Here is an 18,867-nt window from a genome sequence, read left to right as displayed (position 1 = left end):
AATTGATAGATGACATCATCCTGTTACTTTTAAAGAAATCGGTAATTCTGTAAAATGAAAAAAAACATTGTAGTGCTTGGCACCCAGTGGGGTGATGAGGGAAAGGGAAAGATTGTTGATCTTCTGACTGAATGGGCCAAATATGTAGTACGTTATCAAGGCGGTCACAACGCAGGTCATACACTAGTTATTAACGGTAAAAAGACAATCCTCCATTTAATTCCATCAGGGATCATGCATCGGCATGTTGTTAGTATTATCGGACATGGCGTAGTTATCTCTCCCTCTGCTCTTATGAGAGAAGTTCAAGATTTAGAATCTCATGGTCAATCCGTTGAGGGATCTCTCTTAATCTCTACAGCGTGCCCACTATTATTAGAATATCATGTTGCTTTAGATGTTGTACGTGAAAAAGAACGAGGCCTTCAGGCAATCGGAACAACTGGTCGTGGCATTGGTCCTGCATATGAAGATAAAATCGCTAGAAGAGGACTCAGATTAGGTGATTTATTAAATAAAAAAACTTTTTCAGAAAAACTCAAGAAAACGATGGAGTATCATAATTTTCAGCTTGTTCATTACTATAAAGCCAGAGCAGTAAACTACTACACAGTGCTTAAGAATATCATGAAAATCTCTGATAACCTAACACGAATGGCCATTGACGTCTCAGGATTACTAGAAGCTGCTCACAAATGTGGTGAGCTAATTATTTTTGAAGGGGCACAAGGAACACTATTAGATATCGATCATGGTACGTATCCATATGTCACGTCATCAACTACTACTGCCGGAGGTGTGTCACCTGGTACTGGATTTGGTCCGTGTTATATAGGTTATGTCTTAGGCGTGCTAAAAGCCTACTCTACCCGCGTTGGATCCGGTCCATTTCCAACCGAATTGTGTGATCATACTGGTGAATTTCTTTGTAAACGAGGTAACGAATTTGGCGCAACTACTGGTCGTCGTCGTCGCACAGGATGGTTGGATGCTGTAGCTGTGCGAAGAGCCGTCCAAGTAAATTCTATTTCAGGTTTTTGTATTACTAAATTAGATGTATTAGATGGTCTTAAAGAAGTTAAAATCTGCGTAGCTTACCGCATGAAAGACAACACTCATATTACTGTTACGCCTCTAACTAATGAACATTGGGAGGAGGCTATACCAATTTATGAGACTTTGCCAGGGTGGAGTCAAAGCACATTTGGTATAAAAAGTTTAGAACTTTTGCCACCAGAGGCGCTAAATTATATTAAACGCATTGAAGAAATCACAGGCGTTCTCATTGATATTATCTCTACTGGACCAGATCGCAGTGAGACCATTATGTTACGTAATCCTTGTACTTTGTAAGTTTTTGTGCTAAAGACACCCCTTTAATATTAAAATGCTCATTAATATTATCACAATGGTTTTATACCTTTCTTTAATATCATCATTTGGTATTCCTCTAGCTATATAGATCTATAAAGTAATCACGCTTACAATCTTTACAACTCCAAACGCTCTCGAAAAGAAAAAATCATCACATATTGTGCTATGATTTTAATCAGAACATCTATAATCTGTTTTTCTATAACAACTCAATGAGTAATTAAACAGCCGTCTCAATAATGAAATAATTTTTTAAAATAGATATATTTTATACTATCAAGGTTAGTAATAATTTAACAGCTCACGTCACTATCAAAAATTATAATATATACTATATTTTACAATATAACTCAATATTTCTTAAATATTCTAGTTGTAGACCACTATCTAGTGTGCTACATCATCATAAATTAATGTGTTATTTGGCAGATCAGAACGGAGAGACCTTGATGTTATACGACCTATTTAAGGAGCGAGAAGCTCAAAAATACGATAATCCCATTCCTAGTCGAGAATCTATCCTATATCATATAAAAAAATATAACAATCCGATTCATCGTGATGAATTAGCAAAAGAGCTGCTTATTCATGAAAAAGACAGACTCGAAGCTCTGCGAAGAAGGCTACGGGCGATGGAGCGTGATGGGCAGCTAGGATTTACTCGTCAAAAAGGTTACTCAGTTCTTAAAAAGATTAACCTATTACAAGGCAAAGTGATTGGGCATCGTGATGGATTTGGTTTTTTACGCGTCTCCGCTAACAAAGATGACCTGTATCTTTCAATGGCGCAAATGAAAATGTGTCTACATGGAGATATAGTGCTTGCACAGAAAATCAGATCTGATCGTAAAAATCGCCAAGAAGCACGCGTTATTCGTATAATTGAGCCACGAAATGCACGTATTGTAGGTCGCTATCTGCGTCATTCTACAGGAGGTTATGTGGTTCCAGATGATCATCGCTTAAAATTTGAGATCTTTATATCTAATAACAATCTACTTACCGAATACTTCGGTTTTATTGTAGTGGTGGATTTAATACAACGTCCAACATTAAAAAATCAAGCAATTGGTAAAATTGTTCAAATACTTGGCAATACAATAGACACAAGTACAGCAATAAATATTGCATTGCATACCCATAACATTCCTCATCAATGGCCAAAAGATCTAGAAAAACTTATCCCCCAATTAAATATAGAGATACCAGAAGATATTAAACATAATCGCATTGACCTTCGTCAATTACCATTAATAACTATTGACGGAGAAGATGCTTGTGATCTTGATGATGCCGTTTTTTGTACAAGCGCAAAAGGTGACGGATGGCGTCTTTGGGTTGCGATTGCTGACGTTAGTTACTATGTAAGACCTGGCACCCTATTAGATGATGAAGCCATACATCGTGGAACCTCTGTATATTTTCCATCACGGGTCATTCCAATGCTCCCAGAAGTACTATCTACTAAAGTATGTTCGTTAAATGCAGATGTAGATCGTTTATGTATGGTTTGTGAAATGACAATCTCTTCTAATGGAGAATTAACTAGCTATAAGCATTATGAAGCCGTTATGAACTCCTCTGCACAACTGACTTATAATACAGTGTGGAATATTTTACAGGGAGATAAAAAGTTACGAGAATACCACTTGCCTCTAGTAAACAATCTAGAAGAGCTGCACCGCATGTATGTAGCATTAAAAAAATCTCGCAAACAACGCGGAGGGATCGTGTTTGATATTGCTGAAGCTAAATTTATCTTTAATGTACATAGTCGTATCGAGCGAGTGGAAAAGATGGTACGTAATGATGCGCATAAAATTATTGAAGAATGCATGATTCTTGCAAATGTTGCATCGGCATGTTTTGTAGAAAAACATGGCGCACCAGCATTATTTCGAGATCACGATCGCCCAATAGGAGATAGCATTAAGAGTTTTCGTATCGTCCTAAGCGAACTAGGCCTTAATCTATGTGGCGGAGAGCAACCCAGTCCACTAGATTACTCAGCCCTTTTAAAAAATATTCATGGGCGTTCAGATAAGGACATGATACAAAGTATGCTATTACGCTCAATGAAACAAGCAGTCTACGATGCAGAAAATCGTGGACATTTTGGGTTAGCACTAACATCTTATGCGCATTTTACCTCACCAATTCGCCGCTATCCTGACCTGATATTACACCGTACTATTAAATATATCTTAGCACAAAACAAAAAATATCTGGATAAAGATTGCACACTCACTGGCGGATACCATTATACCACAACTCAAATGCTACAGCTTGGCCAGCACTGTTCTATAACGGAACGCCGTGCTGATGAAGCCACGCGTGATGTAACTGATTGGTTAAAATGCGATTTTATTAAAAATAAAGTTGGAGAAATCTTTAACGGTACTATTTCTGGTGTTGCTAGTTTTGGTTTTTTTGTACGTCTTAGTGAGATTTTTATTGATGGGTTGGTTCATATATCTACATTAGAGAAAAACTGTTACCGTTTTGATTCTATCAGGCAACACTTAATCGGAGACCGTATAAATCTTACCTATCGTTTAGGTGATACTGTAACGGTGCGATTAAATTGCGTTCATTTAGAAGAACGTAAGATTATTTTGACACTAATAAGCCACACAAGCACATTGTCGCATAAAGGTATCGCCTTAAAAAAGAAAACTTACACTACAAAATAACAAAAGAAATAAAAAGAATTCTAATATAATTTATATAAAAATTTAGCAATATATACTGGTTTGTAATTCTGTACAAGGCTTACTATGATGTAAAATTCTAAAAAAAATTTAAAAAAAGTATTGCTCAATACATTACATTTATGAAATAATAATTCATATTATACTTTAAAAATATAGTAAAAAATGATTAATTATAAAATCTTGCAAAAGACTAAGAATTTTCTTAATAATATCGATCTATAAAATATTTCTTTAGAATCAGCGTTAGCGTTATATAATTTATTTATATAATTAATTAAACTAAAAGCATTAAAAGGTTACAATCCACTAGATTAGCCCAGTGATCATATTATATGATACACAGAATAATAAGAGCAGATAATTTTAAAGTCAGATAATCTCGAATATATTAGAGACATAATACGTTACTGTAATCTAAAGCATCTAAGACATGAATGAAATAGTTTTTGGTATTTATGCTGTACAATCAATAATCCATAGCGCTCCAAATCGCTTCAAAGAAGTTTGGATTCTTCAAGGACGAAAAGACCATCGCCTCAAAACTCTAATACAGTTGTTAGAAATACATAAAATCACCATTCATACAAAAACCCGAAGCAGAATGGATCAAAAATCGGAAGGTGGTACACATCAAGGTGTTATTGCCTTTGTGCGATTCAGACGTACATATCAAGAAAATGATCTGTCAATCTTATTATCTAAAATAAATAATCCATTTTTTTTAATTCTTGATAGCATCACAGATCCTCATAATCTTGGCGCCTGCATTCGCAGCGCAGATGCAGCTGGCGTGCACGCTGTAATTATACCAAAAAATCGCTCTGCACAGTTAAACTCTACCGTAATAAAGGTCGCCAGTGGTTCAGCAGAAAATATACCCCTTATTTATGTTACTAATTTAGTACGAGTTATGCGTTTCTTACAACAAGAAAATATTTGGATTATTGGAACAGCTGATAAAACTCACCACACTCTTTATCAAAGCAACCTAACGGGTCCATTATCTTTCGTGATGGGTTCAGAAGAAAAAGGTATGCGACATCTTACACATGAACACTGCAATGAAGTAGTGCACATTCCTATGCTAGGAGGTGTCTCTTCTCTCAATGTTTCAGTAGCTACTGGAATTTGTTTATATGAAGCAGTACGTCAGAGAAACTTATATTAAACAAAAGTAATTGAGAAAATTATTAAATTATATGTTAAACTATATTATAATAAAAAATTTTTTAATTAGAAATTTTTATGCAAGATGCATAAAAATAAAAGGTATACATAATAGTTAAAAACATATCAGTTATATAGATAATTGCCTACAATCTAAAGTCAGAATTATTTTTATTAAATATGACTATGTTCAATATAAAAAAATTTTATTAGACTATTTTGGGGGATAGTATATTATGCAAAGTATAATTTAAAAATCTATTATTATAGCATAATGCGATTTTTATTATACGATTCATATTAAAATTGATGAAATAAAAGATTGCAATAATTATTTTTGTTTTTATACAACAGACTGTTAAGTTAAACTTTAATTAGATCATCAGTGATAGATAGATCAAAAATATAGTCGTCATTCTACCTATCTTATGTAAATACATTTCTTATTCTATTAATTAAGTATCGAGATATATATAAAATATAATCTATATCAATAGCAGAAAATCAAAAAAAATCAGTATTAATATTAGTATTATTAAAAATCTACCATAATCAATACTATTAATTCTATGAATTTTTAAAAGTAATACTTTTATTATATAATCAAATAATTTATGAAATAGCATATATTTTTTATTCAATAAGATATAATATTAATTATCTAATTATAAATCTGTTTATCATTAAAAGAATACTGCATCTGCAGGTAAAGTAAAATCATAAATCAAGATTTTCAGTATACTATGAGGCCATTGTTAAACTATAAAACAAAATATATATAATTATATTGTTTTCAGGTCTTGATCAATTATATTAAAAAAATTTAAAAACATTATATTTATATCGAAAATCATTATTAATTTTTAGTATGCTTCTGTGACCTATATTAAGTACTAAAATCTAAAATATAATCAACAGCTCAGTGATATTCAACAGTTAGCTCAAATTCTAACCAATTATATCGGCAAAATATCTTTAGAATAAAGTCATTTAATACACATAAAATTTCCATGTTATTTAGATAAATACTAGGAGACTGATATGAGCATAGTTTCTATAGCAGATATCCTAAAAGGATGCATTGCTACAGGTAGCACAGTCACCGTATGCGGCTGGGTTCGTACTCGTAGAGACTCAAAGGCTGGTATTTCTTTTGTTTCTATATATGACGGTTCCTGCTTTCATTCGCTTCAAGTAGTAGCAAAACAAAATCACTCTGATGTTTTACGTCTCACAACTGGTTGCTCATTATCAGTAACTGGAAAAGTTATAGAATCACCAGGTAATGGTCAAATTTTTGAAATGCAGGCTACTAATATACAAGTCATAGGCTGGGTTGATAACCCGAATACCTATCCAATATCAGCAAAAAGTCATAGCCTAGAATATCTTCGCGAAGTAGCTCACCTTAGGCCACGCACTAATATAATTGGAGCCGTCACGCGTGTTCGTCATTCCATCACACAAGCTGTGCATCGTTTTTTCAACAAAGAGGGTTTTTATTGGGTTGCAACACCAATCCTGACTTCATCTAATACTGAAGGCACCGGAGATATGTTCTGCGTCTCTACATTGGATATAGAAAAACTGCCACGAACAGCATTAGGAAAAGTAAACTATGATATGGATTTTTTTAGTAAAAAAACTTTTCTTACTGTTTCCGGTCAGTTGCATGCTGAAACCTACGCTAGCGCTATATCAAAAATTTACACCTTTGGCCCTACTTTTCGCGCAGAAAAATCTAATACTAGCCGTCATTTATCAGAGTTTTGGATGATAGAACCAGAAATAGCATTTTCTACTTTAGATGGAGCATCTACTCTTGCAGAATCTATGCTTAAATATATTTTTCAAGCAGTTCTAATAGAACGCTCTGATGACATGGATTTTTTTTCTCGCCGAATAAATTCAAATGTAATTGTGCGATTGCAGAGCTGTATCTTGAATGAGTTTGCTCAAGTAAATTATTCTGATGCTATTGATATTTTGTTATCATCTAAACAAAAATTCGATTATCCAGTTCAATGGGGGCTAGATCTATCATCAGAACATGAACGTTATTTAACAGATCAGTATTTTAAAATTCCAGTAATAGTAAAAAACTACCCAAAAGATATCAAAGCATTTTATATGCGCTTAAATAACGACGGAAAAACAGTAGCCGCTATGGATATTTTAGCGCCAGGTATTGGGGAAATAATTGGCGGATCACAAAGAGAAGAGCGTGTTGAAATCTTAGATGCGCGTCTCGCAGAAAAAGGTATATCGATAGAAGATTATTGGTGGTATCGTGATTTACGTCGCTATGGAACAGTACCGCACGCAGGGTTTGGATTAGGTTTGGAGCGATTAACTTCCTATATTACAGGAGTAAAAAATGTAAGAGATCTTATTGCTTTTCCACGAACGCCGCGTAATATATCTTTCTGAGTATTTATCGTGGTGTCTATATACTTAATGCACAGAATATATGTATACTTCATATATATTCAGCTTAAGTATAATAAACTTATTATATAATGATTATTATGCAAAAAAAATCTTTTATATATTCCGTTACATCCTCTACTTTCGCTGAATTATCATAAGCACTTAGATTTTTAACTATTGTTACTAGACTACACCAGTTGTTTTAGTAATAAAGATTAGTAATATTTTCAAGCTAGATTAATTTAACTAGCAATGATAAAATCTCTAAAGAGCATAAAAAACAAAAACTCTCTGAGAGGTTACACAAAAATTATTGTCGGAAAATTTAGGTGATGAGTTTCCGGATAATCACTTTAATGAGGATCATGCAATGATACATCGCAAAATTCTTGCAGTAATGATACCAGCTCTTCTAAGCTCTGGATATGTTAATGCTGCAGAGATATACAACAAAGATGGTAACAAAGTTGATTTATACGGTACAATTAATTTAAAACATCAATGCTCTAAAAATACTGATGATGATGGTGATAAATCCCATATACGCCTTGGTTTTAGAGGTGAAACACAAATTAGCGATCTTCTAACCGGCTATGGTCAATTAGAGTATAGCGTTCAAGATAATATGTCTGAAAAAGAAAGCAATTCCGGTTCTCAACCTCATGTTGGGTTTGCGGGTTTTAAGTTTTCTGATTATGGAACCTTAGACTATGGTAGAAACTATGGAGTAGGGCATGACCCATTAGCATGGACTAATTCTTTACCGATGGGAAGAAATGACTCAGCCCACGCTAATAATGGAATGATTGGCCGCTCTAATGATTTAGTAACTTATCGAAATAGTAACCTATTTGGCTTACTTGATGGCTTGGATTTTGCACTTCAATACCAAGGAAAAAACAACACAGACAAAACTACAAAAGATATTAAGACGGAAAATGGAAGAGGCTTTGGTAGCTCAATAAGCTACACTACACCAATGGGTATAGGTGTATCTGCAGCTTATACTAGTGCAAATCGTACGGAGAACCAAAAAAGCGCTTATTTAGGTTTAGGACATGATACTGCTGAAACCTGGGCTGCTGCAATTAAATATGACGCAAATAATATTTACCTAGCAACAATGTATGGTGAAACTCACAATAATGCTTATATCAAAAATCAGGTTGATACAAAAATAGTTGAAGGCGTAGTTAACAAAGAGCAAAAATTTGAAGCAGTTGCGCAATATCAGTTTGATTTTGGTCTTCGCCCATCTCTGTCCTATATACAGTCTATAGGTAAACAAATCACCCATTTTAACCACAAAGAGCTCTATAAATATATAGATGTAGGTACTTACTATAAGTTTAATACTAACTTGTTGACTTACATTGATTATAAAATTAACCTTTTGGAAAAAAATAATTTTACTAGTAACGGAAACATCTCTACTGACAATACCATTGGCCTTGGGTTAATATACAAGTTCTAATTTTATCTCTCTTACTACTTCTTATCGTCTAGATCCATGTTAATAAACGGGGCAATAGCTCCGTTTATTATTAGTTTTATAAAATATTCCTTAATTTTTTTAGCATAAAACGCATTCTCATAACATCCGCTTTACATGCTAAATGCTAAATCTATAAACGTTCCCTTGTAAATCTTAATCAATATTATATTGTACGCAATAAGAATCACGCCGCTTATCAGAAAATAGTAATTTTTTTTAAAAAATTGCTCTTTGTTAATAACTAATACCAGCCTTGCTGGCTATAAATAATTCTTAAAATTACATAGTGATAAGATATTCAATTTCAACCATTCCGAATATTTTTTAAAGTCCTAATATATGTTGAAATTATTATATATGCATAGTTGTATAACTTTTAGAATGATAATGCTATAAATAAAACTGATACCCATAGGTTATTTAGATCCTCTAAATAACCATGTCAATATGAATGTTTACCTATACTAAATAAAAAATTTCTAGAACTAATTATTTCTGTACAATTTGTACTGATTAAATTACAAAAGAATGTTATCGTCATGTTCAATTTTTTTTAGTTATGCTATATAATATAAGTTTTATTTAAAATATAAAATTATAAGCATCCTGGTAAGATATATTTTATCTGATTCTTATTTATTACTTTGTGATTATAAATTATTAAAATTCAATACCATGAAAAAAATACATAACACCAGTTTAAGAAGAGAACTAAAAACTCGTAATTTAATGATGATGGCTGTAGGTGGCTCTATTGGTACTGGTCTTTTTGTCGCTTCTGGCGCTACTATTGCCAAAGCTGGCCCAGGCGGAGCTTTAATTGCGTACGCGCTCATAGGTCTTATGGTTTATTTCTTAATGACCAGTCTTGGTGAATTAGCTTCCTTTATGCCAGTTTCTGGCTCTTTCTCTACCTATGGTTCTAAATATGTTGAAGAAGGTTTTGGATTTGCGCTAGGGTGGAACTACTGGTATAATTGGGCTATAACTATAGCGGTAGATCTTGTGGCAGCACAGCTCATCATGAGCTGGTGGTTTCCAAATGCACCTGGATGGGTTTGGAGTGCTATATTTTTGGGAGCGATATTTCTGCTTAATAATATTTCAGTAAAAAATTTTAGCACGGCTGAATACTGGTTGTCACTTATTAAAGTAACCACGGTTATTATGTTCATAATCGTCGGTATTTTAATAGCTTTCCACATACTACATTATTCTTCTAGCGCAATATGGGAAAACTGGACGATTGGTGATGCCCCTTTTGTAGGTGGGTTTTCTTCAATTATTAGTGTGGCAATGATTGTAGGTTTTTCATTTCAAGGAACCGAACTTATCGGCATAGCCGCTGGTGAATCAGTTGATCCTCAAAAAAGCATTCCAAAAGCAGTACGTCAAGTATTTTGGCGAATTTTATTATTTTATGTTCTTGCAATAATTGTTATTAGCATTATAATTCCCTATACTGATCCTAATCTTCTTAAAACTAGCGTTAAAGATGTTAGTATTAGTCCATTTACACTAGTTTTTCAACATGCTGGACTTTTATCAGCAGCAGCCGTGATGAATATTGTAATCTTAACTGCAGTATTATCGTCAGGTAACTCAGGTATGTACTCCGCGACACGTATGTTGTTTTCTCTAGCGGTTGATGGGAAAGCACCACGGGTTTTTGCAAATACATCTAAGAAAGGAATACCTCGTGCGGCACTATATGCTACTACATTGGTAGCAGGATTTTGTTTTTTAACCTTAGCGTACAACAAAACAATCATCTATTTATGGCTATTAAATGCCTCCGGAGTTACAGGATTAATCGCTTGGCTAGGTATTGCGATTAGTCATTACCGTTTTAGAAAAGGATATATATCACAAGGTTGTAATTTAGATAAATTACCGTATCGTGCTAAATATTTCCCGATTGGACCTATATTTGCTTTTATTATTTGTCTAGTTATAACGCTTGGGCAAAACTATCAAGCGTTTTTTTCTGATCTTTTTAAATGGGATGAAGTAATAGCAACCTACATAGGAATTCCTTTATTCCTATGTTTATGGATTGGGTTTAAAATAAAATATAAAACTCGTTTTGTAAAATATAATGAGATGAGCTTTCCAAAATCAGATCATTAAAATAATTGGACCATATTAGCGCGGCTAAATTCTAATGTACGATCTTTATATATATTCTTACATCACATTTATATTTTATATAATAAAATATAAATGATAAAATTAAAATAGAATAATATTCTCTTGTTCAAGCGCTGCTAAATATTTTTTATAAACTGTAACACAGATAAAACACTAAATTTTATATCATCTACACTCAAAGTTCTTAAAATAAGCATAATAAAAACATAAATACATTCAACTAATACAAGACAACTTTAAAGTGCTTTATAACGCTTATCGTTACTCTTGTGGTTACAAAGAAAATTGCGATCTATAAAATTTAAATTGATACGCTATATAAAATTAAAAAAATCACAAAAACTCGCGAACTAAATCTACATTTTAACAATATACATGACATATCTACATTTTTATCATAAGTTTATACATACGATGTATATCGGGCTAGGCCGCAGACTAAGATAGCAATAAGTTAAAAAATATCTCTTTTATAGTGCTATAAACCTTTAATGTAGGATGATATTGTTAACCTTTTTTCTGATTCTATTAGATGCAAGGCAAGGTATTCGTAAAACGTTAACAGAAAAAAGTTCAGACTCACCATACATATTTAAAAATGTATTAATAACAAAATTAAAGAAACACTTTTAAGAAATCAGCTTCCCTATAGTACACCACGGATGATAAGAATTAAGTAGAGCTTGTACTGTGATTTTGTTTTTTCCAGCCAGTTGTAATTCCTGTATATTCAAGATACCGTCTGCGGTAACAACCTGAATACCTTCTTTTTCTGCTTTTATGATTTCTCCAGGTCTTCTGTCACTCACGCTAGGCAGAACAGACGCCTTCCAAACTTTAATACATTGATTGCCAATCATAAAATAACTTACAGGCCAAGGATTAAAGGCGCGAATACAGCGCTCTAATTGCACAGCAGACAACGACCAATTAAGACGCGCTTCTGCTTTAGTAAGTTTGTATGCATAGCTAGCTTGTGTTTCGCCTTGTATGCGAAAGTTATAGGTATTATTTTCTAACTCTGTAAGAGTGGTTAATAAACCTAGCGAGCCAAGATTAGCTAACTTATTATATAATGTAGCAGTTGTATCAGAAAAGTGAATAGGACATGATACTCTATGCAAAATATCTCCAGTATCTAGTCTAGAATCCATCTTGATAATGCTAACCCCAGTTTCAGAATCCCCTGCACATAAAGCACGCTGAATTGGCGCTGCGCCTCTCCATTTTGGCAATAAAGAAGCGTGAACATTAATACAACCCAGGCGTGGAATCTCTAAAATTGCCTGAGGAAATATCAATCCATACGCAACAACTACTATAATATCAGCATTAAATGCTGATATTATATCCTTCTCAGCTTGAGAATCTAATGATTCTGGTTGAAAGATAGGTATTCGGCTTTCTTCAGCTAATTTTTTAACTGGACTTACGTTATTTTTTTGACCTCTACCAGACGGCCGATCCGGTCGAGTTAGAACTAATACTACTTTACAGTGAGACAAAAGCAATGCATGCAAATGATACTTGGCAAACTCTGAAGTGCCAGCAAAAATAATCTTTAAAGAATGAGACACATGCGTACCTTAATACCTCTAAGTTAGTGGTGATATTGCTGGCGATAAAATTTTTGCAATTTCTGGCGGATACGCTGTCGCTTCATTGGCGACAAATAATCAATAAAAAGTTTTCCAAAAAGATGGTCGATTTCATGTTGAATGCAAATAGATAAAAGACCATCTGCTTCCAGTTCATAATAAACGCCATGGCGATCTATCGCTTTTACCTTTACGTGCCCTGAACGAGAAACTAACGCTCTCTGCTTTGGGATGGATAAACACCCCTCTTCTGTTATTATATTATCACTTTTATTTAATATAATAGGATTAATTAACACCAAACCTGTATTCTTAGTTTTTGAAATATCTATGACAACTATGCATTGATGAATATCAACTTGCGTCGCTGCTAATCCGATACCTTCCTCAGAATACATCGTATCAAACATATCATCAATAATACTTTGAGTGCGAGTATCTATTTTTAACACAGGTTGAGCGATTATCCGTAGACGCTCGTTAGGAAAATATAATACCTTTAAAACAGACATAGCTTTTATTCTTAGTATCAAGAAATATAAAATTTTAGTTTATACCTAAGTATCATGAAGATATGTTAAATATTCTATATATTATAACAAGTATAGTTTCATTAAATAATAAATTTATACTCAATATTACAATTTGAATTATTATCTCTTTCTCATTAGTTTTTAGAAGTATAGTTATATAAAATGCCCAAAATTAATTTCTAAGATAACTTAATCCAATAGATTGAATAACCTATAATTTCTATCAGAGTAGACTTTGTAAATATTGCAAAATCAATACATTTTTCAAAAAAACAACAATAAACACACACTGTATCTGATCTGAGGTATATTTTTAGAAAATTTTAAATAATATCATTATAGGCTTTTTATAAATACTGGACAATATTTAATTCTAAAATACTTTTTATATCATAATTTTATAATTATATCAGCGTATATATAATATTATTATCGGATCACTCTTATATGGGAGACATAATGATATTATTCTTATTTACTTTTTATACATCTGTATCGTCTTTTTTTTAATACGCTATCGTTAGCTCTATAAAATTAAAAATATTCGCATCATAGATGGCTTGTATTGATATAGTCAACGCACCTTATAATAGAAAAAATCTTACGATCTAATAGTAATATCTTGGCGGAGGAGCAGAGATTCGAACTCTGGAACGGTTTCCCGTCGCCGGTTTTCAAGACCGGTGCCTTCAGCCACTCGGCCACTCCTCCATTCTTTCTCTCTTAATTATTCTTCTAATGTTTAGAATTAATCAATTGCTTTTATGCAGTAAACTTTTTTTAAAAAAATCCATAAAAGATATTAACACTAAAAATACTAATTTGATTATAATAATACTTACACTATACCTTTCCAAGGTGTTACGCAATCAGAAAAATAATAATACCTAGTAATCATTTTATATTTTTTGTGACTACCAAGATCTTTCGCTCTGACTCTTAACTCATTTTAGCTACAACTTGCAATTTAAAATTTTGAAAAAAACTATCACACATCCTAATTTTAAGCTATACAATATCCAAAAAATAAACTCTACAAAAATACTTTTAAGTGCAATGATCAAATATATATAAATACATATTAAGTATAAAAACTTGCGATAGCATATTAAAATATAACTCACTAAATGCAAATTATTTTAAAAAGAGAACCATATGATCTTTCGCTTAGTAATTTAAATACATCTATAAGAGAATCTCTGTTTATTTAGTTAATCACATATAATATTTTATAATTAATTATCAAAAAAATAAACAAAAATATTATAACAGAAAATAAATGCATAGCTCAAGTAAATCTGTATCATAAAAACATCTCTATTCTTTTTTTAAATTAATTTATTTATGGATCTTAATATAAAGTAATAATAGTAATTTTCATTACTTGCACTATTACTTATTCGGCGCTATGATGAATAATATTATAAATTTTTAAAAACATAATGATATTTAGTTATACTAAACATTCTTTAAATTACTTTATCTTAAGGATATTCGTGCGTAAACAGTCAAAAAGTCTGCCATTATTTTAAAAGCAAAAAAAAAACAGTTTCAATAAAAGAACATAGCTACTCTTGGAGAGTATAATCAATAAGGATATTTGCTTTTTATTTTATTACAATCCTGACTACGCTCTAGTTCTGATAATACAAATATTTATTAAGGTTGATTGACAATGCATCAGTTGATACTTTCTCAGTTTGGAACACCTGAAGAGCGTGTGCTTAGAGCTATTCAAGCGTTACAATCAGGCTCCGGAGTAATGGTATTAGACGATGAAAATCGTGAAAATGAAGGGGATATGGTTTTTGCTGCAGAAAAGATGACGTTAGAACAAATGGCGCTCAGCATTCGTTACGGAAGCGGTATTATTTGTTTATCTCTCAATGAAGAACGCTTAAATACACTTAATTTGCCGATGATGGTTCATCATAATACAAGCACTTATGGTACTGCCTTTACTATTACTATTGAAGCAGTTAAAGGTATCACTACGGGCGTTTCTGCCGCTGATCGTCTGACGACTATACGAACTGCTATTGCTGATAATGCACAGCCTAGTGATTTAAACCGTCCTGGTCATGTTTTTCCTCTACGAGCTCATGCTGGAGGTGTGCTAGCGCGTAGCGGACACACTGAGGCTACAATGGACTTGGTCACATTAGCTGGCTATAAACCAGCAGGTGTTTTATGTGAATTAACTAATGATGATGGCTCAATGGCAAGAACCTCAGAAGTTATTTCATTTTCCTCTCAACACCAAATGCCAATAGTAACAATCGAAGACTTAATAATATATCGAAAGCGTAAAAAAATCTAGTTAAAATGTTGTCGCTTAAATAGCGATAACAATAGATTTGATCATGTAATTTTATCAAATATGAAAAATATATCCAATATCCAATATCCAATATCCAATATCCAATATCCAATATCCAATATCCAATATCCAATATTATACATCGATATATCAAGATTAATACAATTTAAAAAAATATTTCTGCAATAAAGATAAATATTTTTAATCAGTTTAGTTTTAGCACAGTAAGCAATATTGTCTAAAAAATATTCTATTACATGCTTATATTTATAATGTCATGATTTTTATATTCAGTTAGTTTGACAGTATAGATAACATTTAAAATAAATCAAGGAAGTGCATATACTAAAGTCAACTGCTCTCTTCATAAAAAATTTTATAAATATTTTTCTATTTCTATAATACAATATATTTTCCTATGGTGTAAATAAAATCATTAACAGATATAAAACCAAGGAAGAGTTGTTTACATCTTAAAAATATTATATGAATATATTATTTAATAACTCAATCTTTTATCGTTGATGTAAAAATAATAGATATTTTTATAAATATAGATTTATTGGTATCTATAATTAATGATCAAAATTTATAAAAATCCTAAATTAGCTACATTGCTAGATTTTATACAAATCCTCACTTATTAAAATAATAATTGATCTATATAAGAATTTTTAGCAAATTAAATTTGTATATTTCTTCTTATATGTGAAAATATAGTATTTTTATTAAAAGATTAAAAGATTAAAAGATTAAAAGATTAAAAAAATAATATATCAATCCTTATGATATTTAGACTTAATATTTTATTTGATTAATAATGAATAAATGTGGTAGAATATAAATATTTTACGACAATACGTTTGATACAAACAATCAGCATTTTATTTTACATTTAGTAATTATTATCTTGATTATTATAAGCCATTATAGTATCAAAATTATAGTGTCACGCTTAATATAAATAGTGCAAAATATCTTTATATTTATCTACTTTATCATTTTAATATTTTCGAGAAAACTATATATTTTATCGTCTTAATACTTATTTACACTACAGCTAGGAAACATTAGAAATTGCTATATATTTAAAGATCTATATTAAAATTATAGATTGTATCTTTAATAAAAATACTTTGTATATCTGATACCTTCATAAAGAACGAAATAATAAAATTAAATAAAAATTTAATATTTCAAATTCTTTTGTTAAATCTATTGTATTATAATCAATACTATTATAACAAGCACTAAAATAAGTACAATCTAATTACTCTGTTGATTTTTTATTGACTTTATAACTAATTAAATTTTATAATTTAATGTAAAAATATATTTTTATCAAAAGACTACCCTCTGATATAAAAAGTTTTTCCAGCGTTTGGATGAAACTCTTAAGATAAAATATAACCTCTATGTACACCTCTATATTAACAAAATGATAGAAAAATTATTTTTTACTCAGTTCCGTATTTTATTTTAAAAACCAAAAAAATTCTGAAGTATTATATCAGCTACTTCTATAATTTGCTTATATGGTACACCAGAAAAATTCTTATCGTTAAGCGGCGCTATAAAAATAATATACATATCATGCATAGAAAATTTTTCTCAGTTTATTCATCAAATGTGACGCAAGTTCTAGACCAGTGAATTCAAAATCCAATATACAATACTTAGTATTTGAAGTTTAAGATAAAAATTGACTTTCAAGCATTTTTATACATTACCTTTTTCTTTTTTCTATGGAAGTATTTTGATCAAAATATCTTACATTGTTATACTCATTAACAGATAATGCAAAATCTGAATTATCTGTTAAACAATTTTATAAAAAATTTTTGAAAATATCTTTATATTACTATAAAACATTAAAGATTAACATTGATAGTAAACATAAAAATTCTGCTATAGTTAAACACACTAATATTTAAAACTACTGAGAGGCCTCATAGTAATTGGCCAACAACTATTTGTATAGCGCACGAAAAGCAGAATCAAAAATTCCTTTATATATTAAGTTAATATATTAAGTAAAAAATAAAAAACACCATATTGCAGATTATCTGATTTAAACATTATACCAATAATTGTCTTAAAGCTTTACATAGTGGGACCGTACATAGGATCAATCTTACCAGATAGATTAATAAATTCTATTATATAGGTTGAATGTCTTATGTCTAAATATAACCCTCATTAGTATCTTAATAAATACGGAGTATATTTTATGTCTGTTTTTGATTATCACCTAACACGTTTTATTACGAGTTCTCCTGGTTTACATCATTTACCAGCTGACAATGGTATTGAGGTTGCGTTTATTGGTCGCTCAAACGCCGGCAAATCTAGTGCATTAAATGCATGTACCAATCAAAAAAACTTAGCTCGCACAAGTAAAATGCCAGGATGCACACAATTCATTAATCTATTTCAAATTTCTGAAGGTTATCGCTTAGTAGATTTACCCGGTTATGGCTACTCAAATGCTCCAGTAGTAATTAAGAAAAAAAGAAACACCATTCTTGTAGAGTATCTAAAAAATCGACAATCCCTTAAAGGATTATTGATCCTCATGGATATCCGACACCCATTAAAAAAACTAGATCAAAAAATGATTTTATCAGCTATAGGATATAATATACCAGTATTAGTACTTTTAACTAAAGCAGATAAATTAAATTACAAAAATTGCATCATACAGCTCAATACAGTACGTCAACTAACAAAAATATTTTCTAGTATAATAAAAGTTCAGCTATTTTCCGCAAAAAAAACAATAGGTATAAACACACTTCATCAACAATTAGATGATTGGTATCATGATGATCTTACTAAAAAAATAAGGTAAGTTACAATAACTCTCACAAATTAAAAAAATAATGGCAATATTACAATAAATTTTAAAACCTTTTGCATGCATTTAGAATATCTAATAACACAATCCTCTTTCAGCTATCTATGTAATAAAAATATTATTTACTGAAGTTAAATTTTGATATTTTTACATTCTTAGATATACCTTAATAGTCTAACTTTTCTCTTATTAAATATGTTAAAAGAATCGAAACTAGTCATGTCGCTA

At 31.2% G+C, this 18,867-nt stretch carries 10 protein-coding genes and 1 tRNA gene; 8 read left to right on the top strand and 3 right to left on the bottom strand.

All coding sequences use genetic code 11. The features are described from left to right. Positions 1-54 precede the first annotated feature (54 nt). From ERCISPPA3004_RS00495 to ERCISPPA3004_RS00470, 6 genes are all read left to right on the top strand, one after another. The gene (locus tag ERCISPPA3004_RS00495) at positions 55-1,353 is read left to right on the top strand and encodes an adenylosuccinate synthase (RefSeq protein ID WP_157990190.1); all 1,299 of its coding nucleotides are present in this window, start codon (positions 55-57) and stop codon (positions 1,351-1,353) included. A 470-nt stretch (positions 1,354-1,823) separates the two neighbouring features. Next, entirely contained in the window at positions 1,824-4,067 is a 2,244-nt protein-coding gene (gene rnr / locus ERCISPPA3004_RS00490; protein WP_157990189.1) for a ribonuclease R, read from the top strand. A 451-nt stretch (positions 4,068-4,518) separates the two neighbouring features. Beyond that, a complete protein-coding gene (gene rlmB / locus ERCISPPA3004_RS00485; RefSeq protein WP_157990188.1) occupies positions 4,519-5,256 on the top strand; it encodes a 23S rRNA (guanosine(2251)-2'-O)-methyltransferase RlmB in 738 nt (245 codons plus the stop codon). A gap of 1,040 nt (positions 5,257-6,296) precedes the next feature. Further along, complete coding sequence (asnS, locus tag ERCISPPA3004_RS00480) at positions 6,297-7,685, top strand: asparagine--tRNA ligase (protein WP_157990187.1); 1,389 nt, start codon at positions 6,297-6,299, stop codon at positions 7,683-7,685. A gap of 370 nt (positions 7,686-8,055) precedes the next feature. Further along, the gene (locus tag ERCISPPA3004_RS00475) at positions 8,056-9,159 is read left to right on the top strand and encodes a porin (protein WP_157990661.1); all 1,104 of its coding nucleotides are present in this window, start codon (positions 8,056-8,058) and stop codon (positions 9,157-9,159) included. A 696-nt stretch (positions 9,160-9,855) separates the two neighbouring features. Next, complete coding sequence (locus tag ERCISPPA3004_RS00470) at positions 9,856-11,310, top strand: amino acid permease (protein ID WP_157990186.1); 1,455 nt, start codon at positions 9,856-9,858, stop codon at positions 11,308-11,310. 650 nt (positions 11,311-11,960) lie between these two features. Here the strand turns inward: ERCISPPA3004_RS00470 and fmt are convergent. From fmt to ERCISPPA3004_RS00455, 3 genes are all read right to left on the bottom strand, one after another. Further along, on the bottom strand, positions 11,961-12,908 hold the full coding sequence (fmt, locus tag ERCISPPA3004_RS00465; protein WP_157990185.1) for a methionyl-tRNA formyltransferase: 948 nt from the start codon (positions 12,906-12,908) through the stop codon (positions 11,961-11,963). 23 nt (positions 12,909-12,931) lie between these two features. Then, positions 12,932-13,441 carry a peptide deformylase gene (def, locus tag ERCISPPA3004_RS00460; protein WP_157990184.1) on the bottom strand — a complete coding sequence of 170 codons (510 nt, stop codon included), beginning with the start codon at positions 13,439-13,441 and terminating at the stop codon, positions 12,932-12,934. A 644-nt stretch (positions 13,442-14,085) separates the two neighbouring features. Continuing rightward, positions 14,086-14,173: transfer RNA gene (locus ERCISPPA3004_RS00455), tRNA-Ser, on the bottom strand. A 964-nt stretch (positions 14,174-15,137) separates the two neighbouring features. Between ERCISPPA3004_RS00455 and ribB the strand changes: the two genes are divergently transcribed. After that, positions 15,138-15,782 (top strand): 3,4-dihydroxy-2-butanone-4-phosphate synthase, encoded by a 645-nt coding sequence (gene ribB / locus ERCISPPA3004_RS00450; protein ID WP_157990183.1) that lies wholly within the window; start codon positions 15,138-15,140, stop codon positions 15,780-15,782. A 2,230-nt stretch (positions 15,783-18,012) separates the two neighbouring features. Further along, complete coding sequence (yihA, locus tag ERCISPPA3004_RS00445) at positions 18,013-18,633, top strand: ribosome biogenesis GTP-binding protein YihA/YsxC (RefSeq protein WP_157990182.1); 621 nt, start codon at positions 18,013-18,015, stop codon at positions 18,631-18,633. Positions 18,634-18,867 lie beyond the last annotated feature (234 nt).

It is taken from the genome of Candidatus Erwinia haradaeae, assembly GCF_900698995.1.
In the GTDB taxonomy this organism is placed as follows: Bacteria; Pseudomonadota; Gammaproteobacteria; order Enterobacterales; family Enterobacteriaceae; genus Erwinia_E; species Erwinia_E haradaeae_C.
The sequence above is the reverse complement of the archived record's forward strand: the minus strand, read 5'-3'. Positions and strand labels throughout refer to the sequence as shown.

What these genes read in the sequence shown, in the direction of transcription:
- ERCISPPA3004_RS00495 (WP_157990190.1), top strand. Translation starts at nt 55, where the DNA reads ATGAAAAAAAACATTGTAGTGCTTGGCACCCAGTGGGGTGATGAGGGA.
- rnr (WP_157990189.1), top strand. Translation starts at nt 1,824, where the DNA reads ATGTTATACGACCTATTTAAGGAGCGAGAAGCTCAAAAATACGATAAT.
- rlmB (WP_157990188.1), top strand. Translation starts at nt 4,519, where the DNA reads ATGAATGAAATAGTTTTTGGTATTTATGCTGTACAATCAATAATCCAT.
- asnS (WP_157990187.1), top strand. Translation starts at nt 6,297, where the DNA reads ATGAGCATAGTTTCTATAGCAGATATCCTAAAAGGATGCATTGCTACA.
- ERCISPPA3004_RS00475 (WP_157990661.1), top strand. Translation starts at nt 8,056, where the DNA reads ATGATACATCGCAAAATTCTTGCAGTAATGATACCAGCTCTTCTAAGC.
- ERCISPPA3004_RS00470 (WP_157990186.1), top strand. Translation starts at nt 9,856, where the DNA reads ATGAAAAAAATACATAACACCAGTTTAAGAAGAGAACTAAAAACTCGT.
- def (WP_157990184.1), bottom strand. Translation starts at nt 13,441, where the DNA reads ATGTCTGTTTTAAAGGTATTATATTTTCCTAACGAGCGTCTACGGATA.
- ribB (WP_157990183.1), top strand. Translation starts at nt 15,138, where the DNA reads ATGCATCAGTTGATACTTTCTCAGTTTGGAACACCTGAAGAGCGTGTG.
- yihA (WP_157990182.1), top strand. Translation starts at nt 18,013, where the DNA reads ATGTCTGTTTTTGATTATCACCTAACACGTTTTATTACGAGTTCTCCT.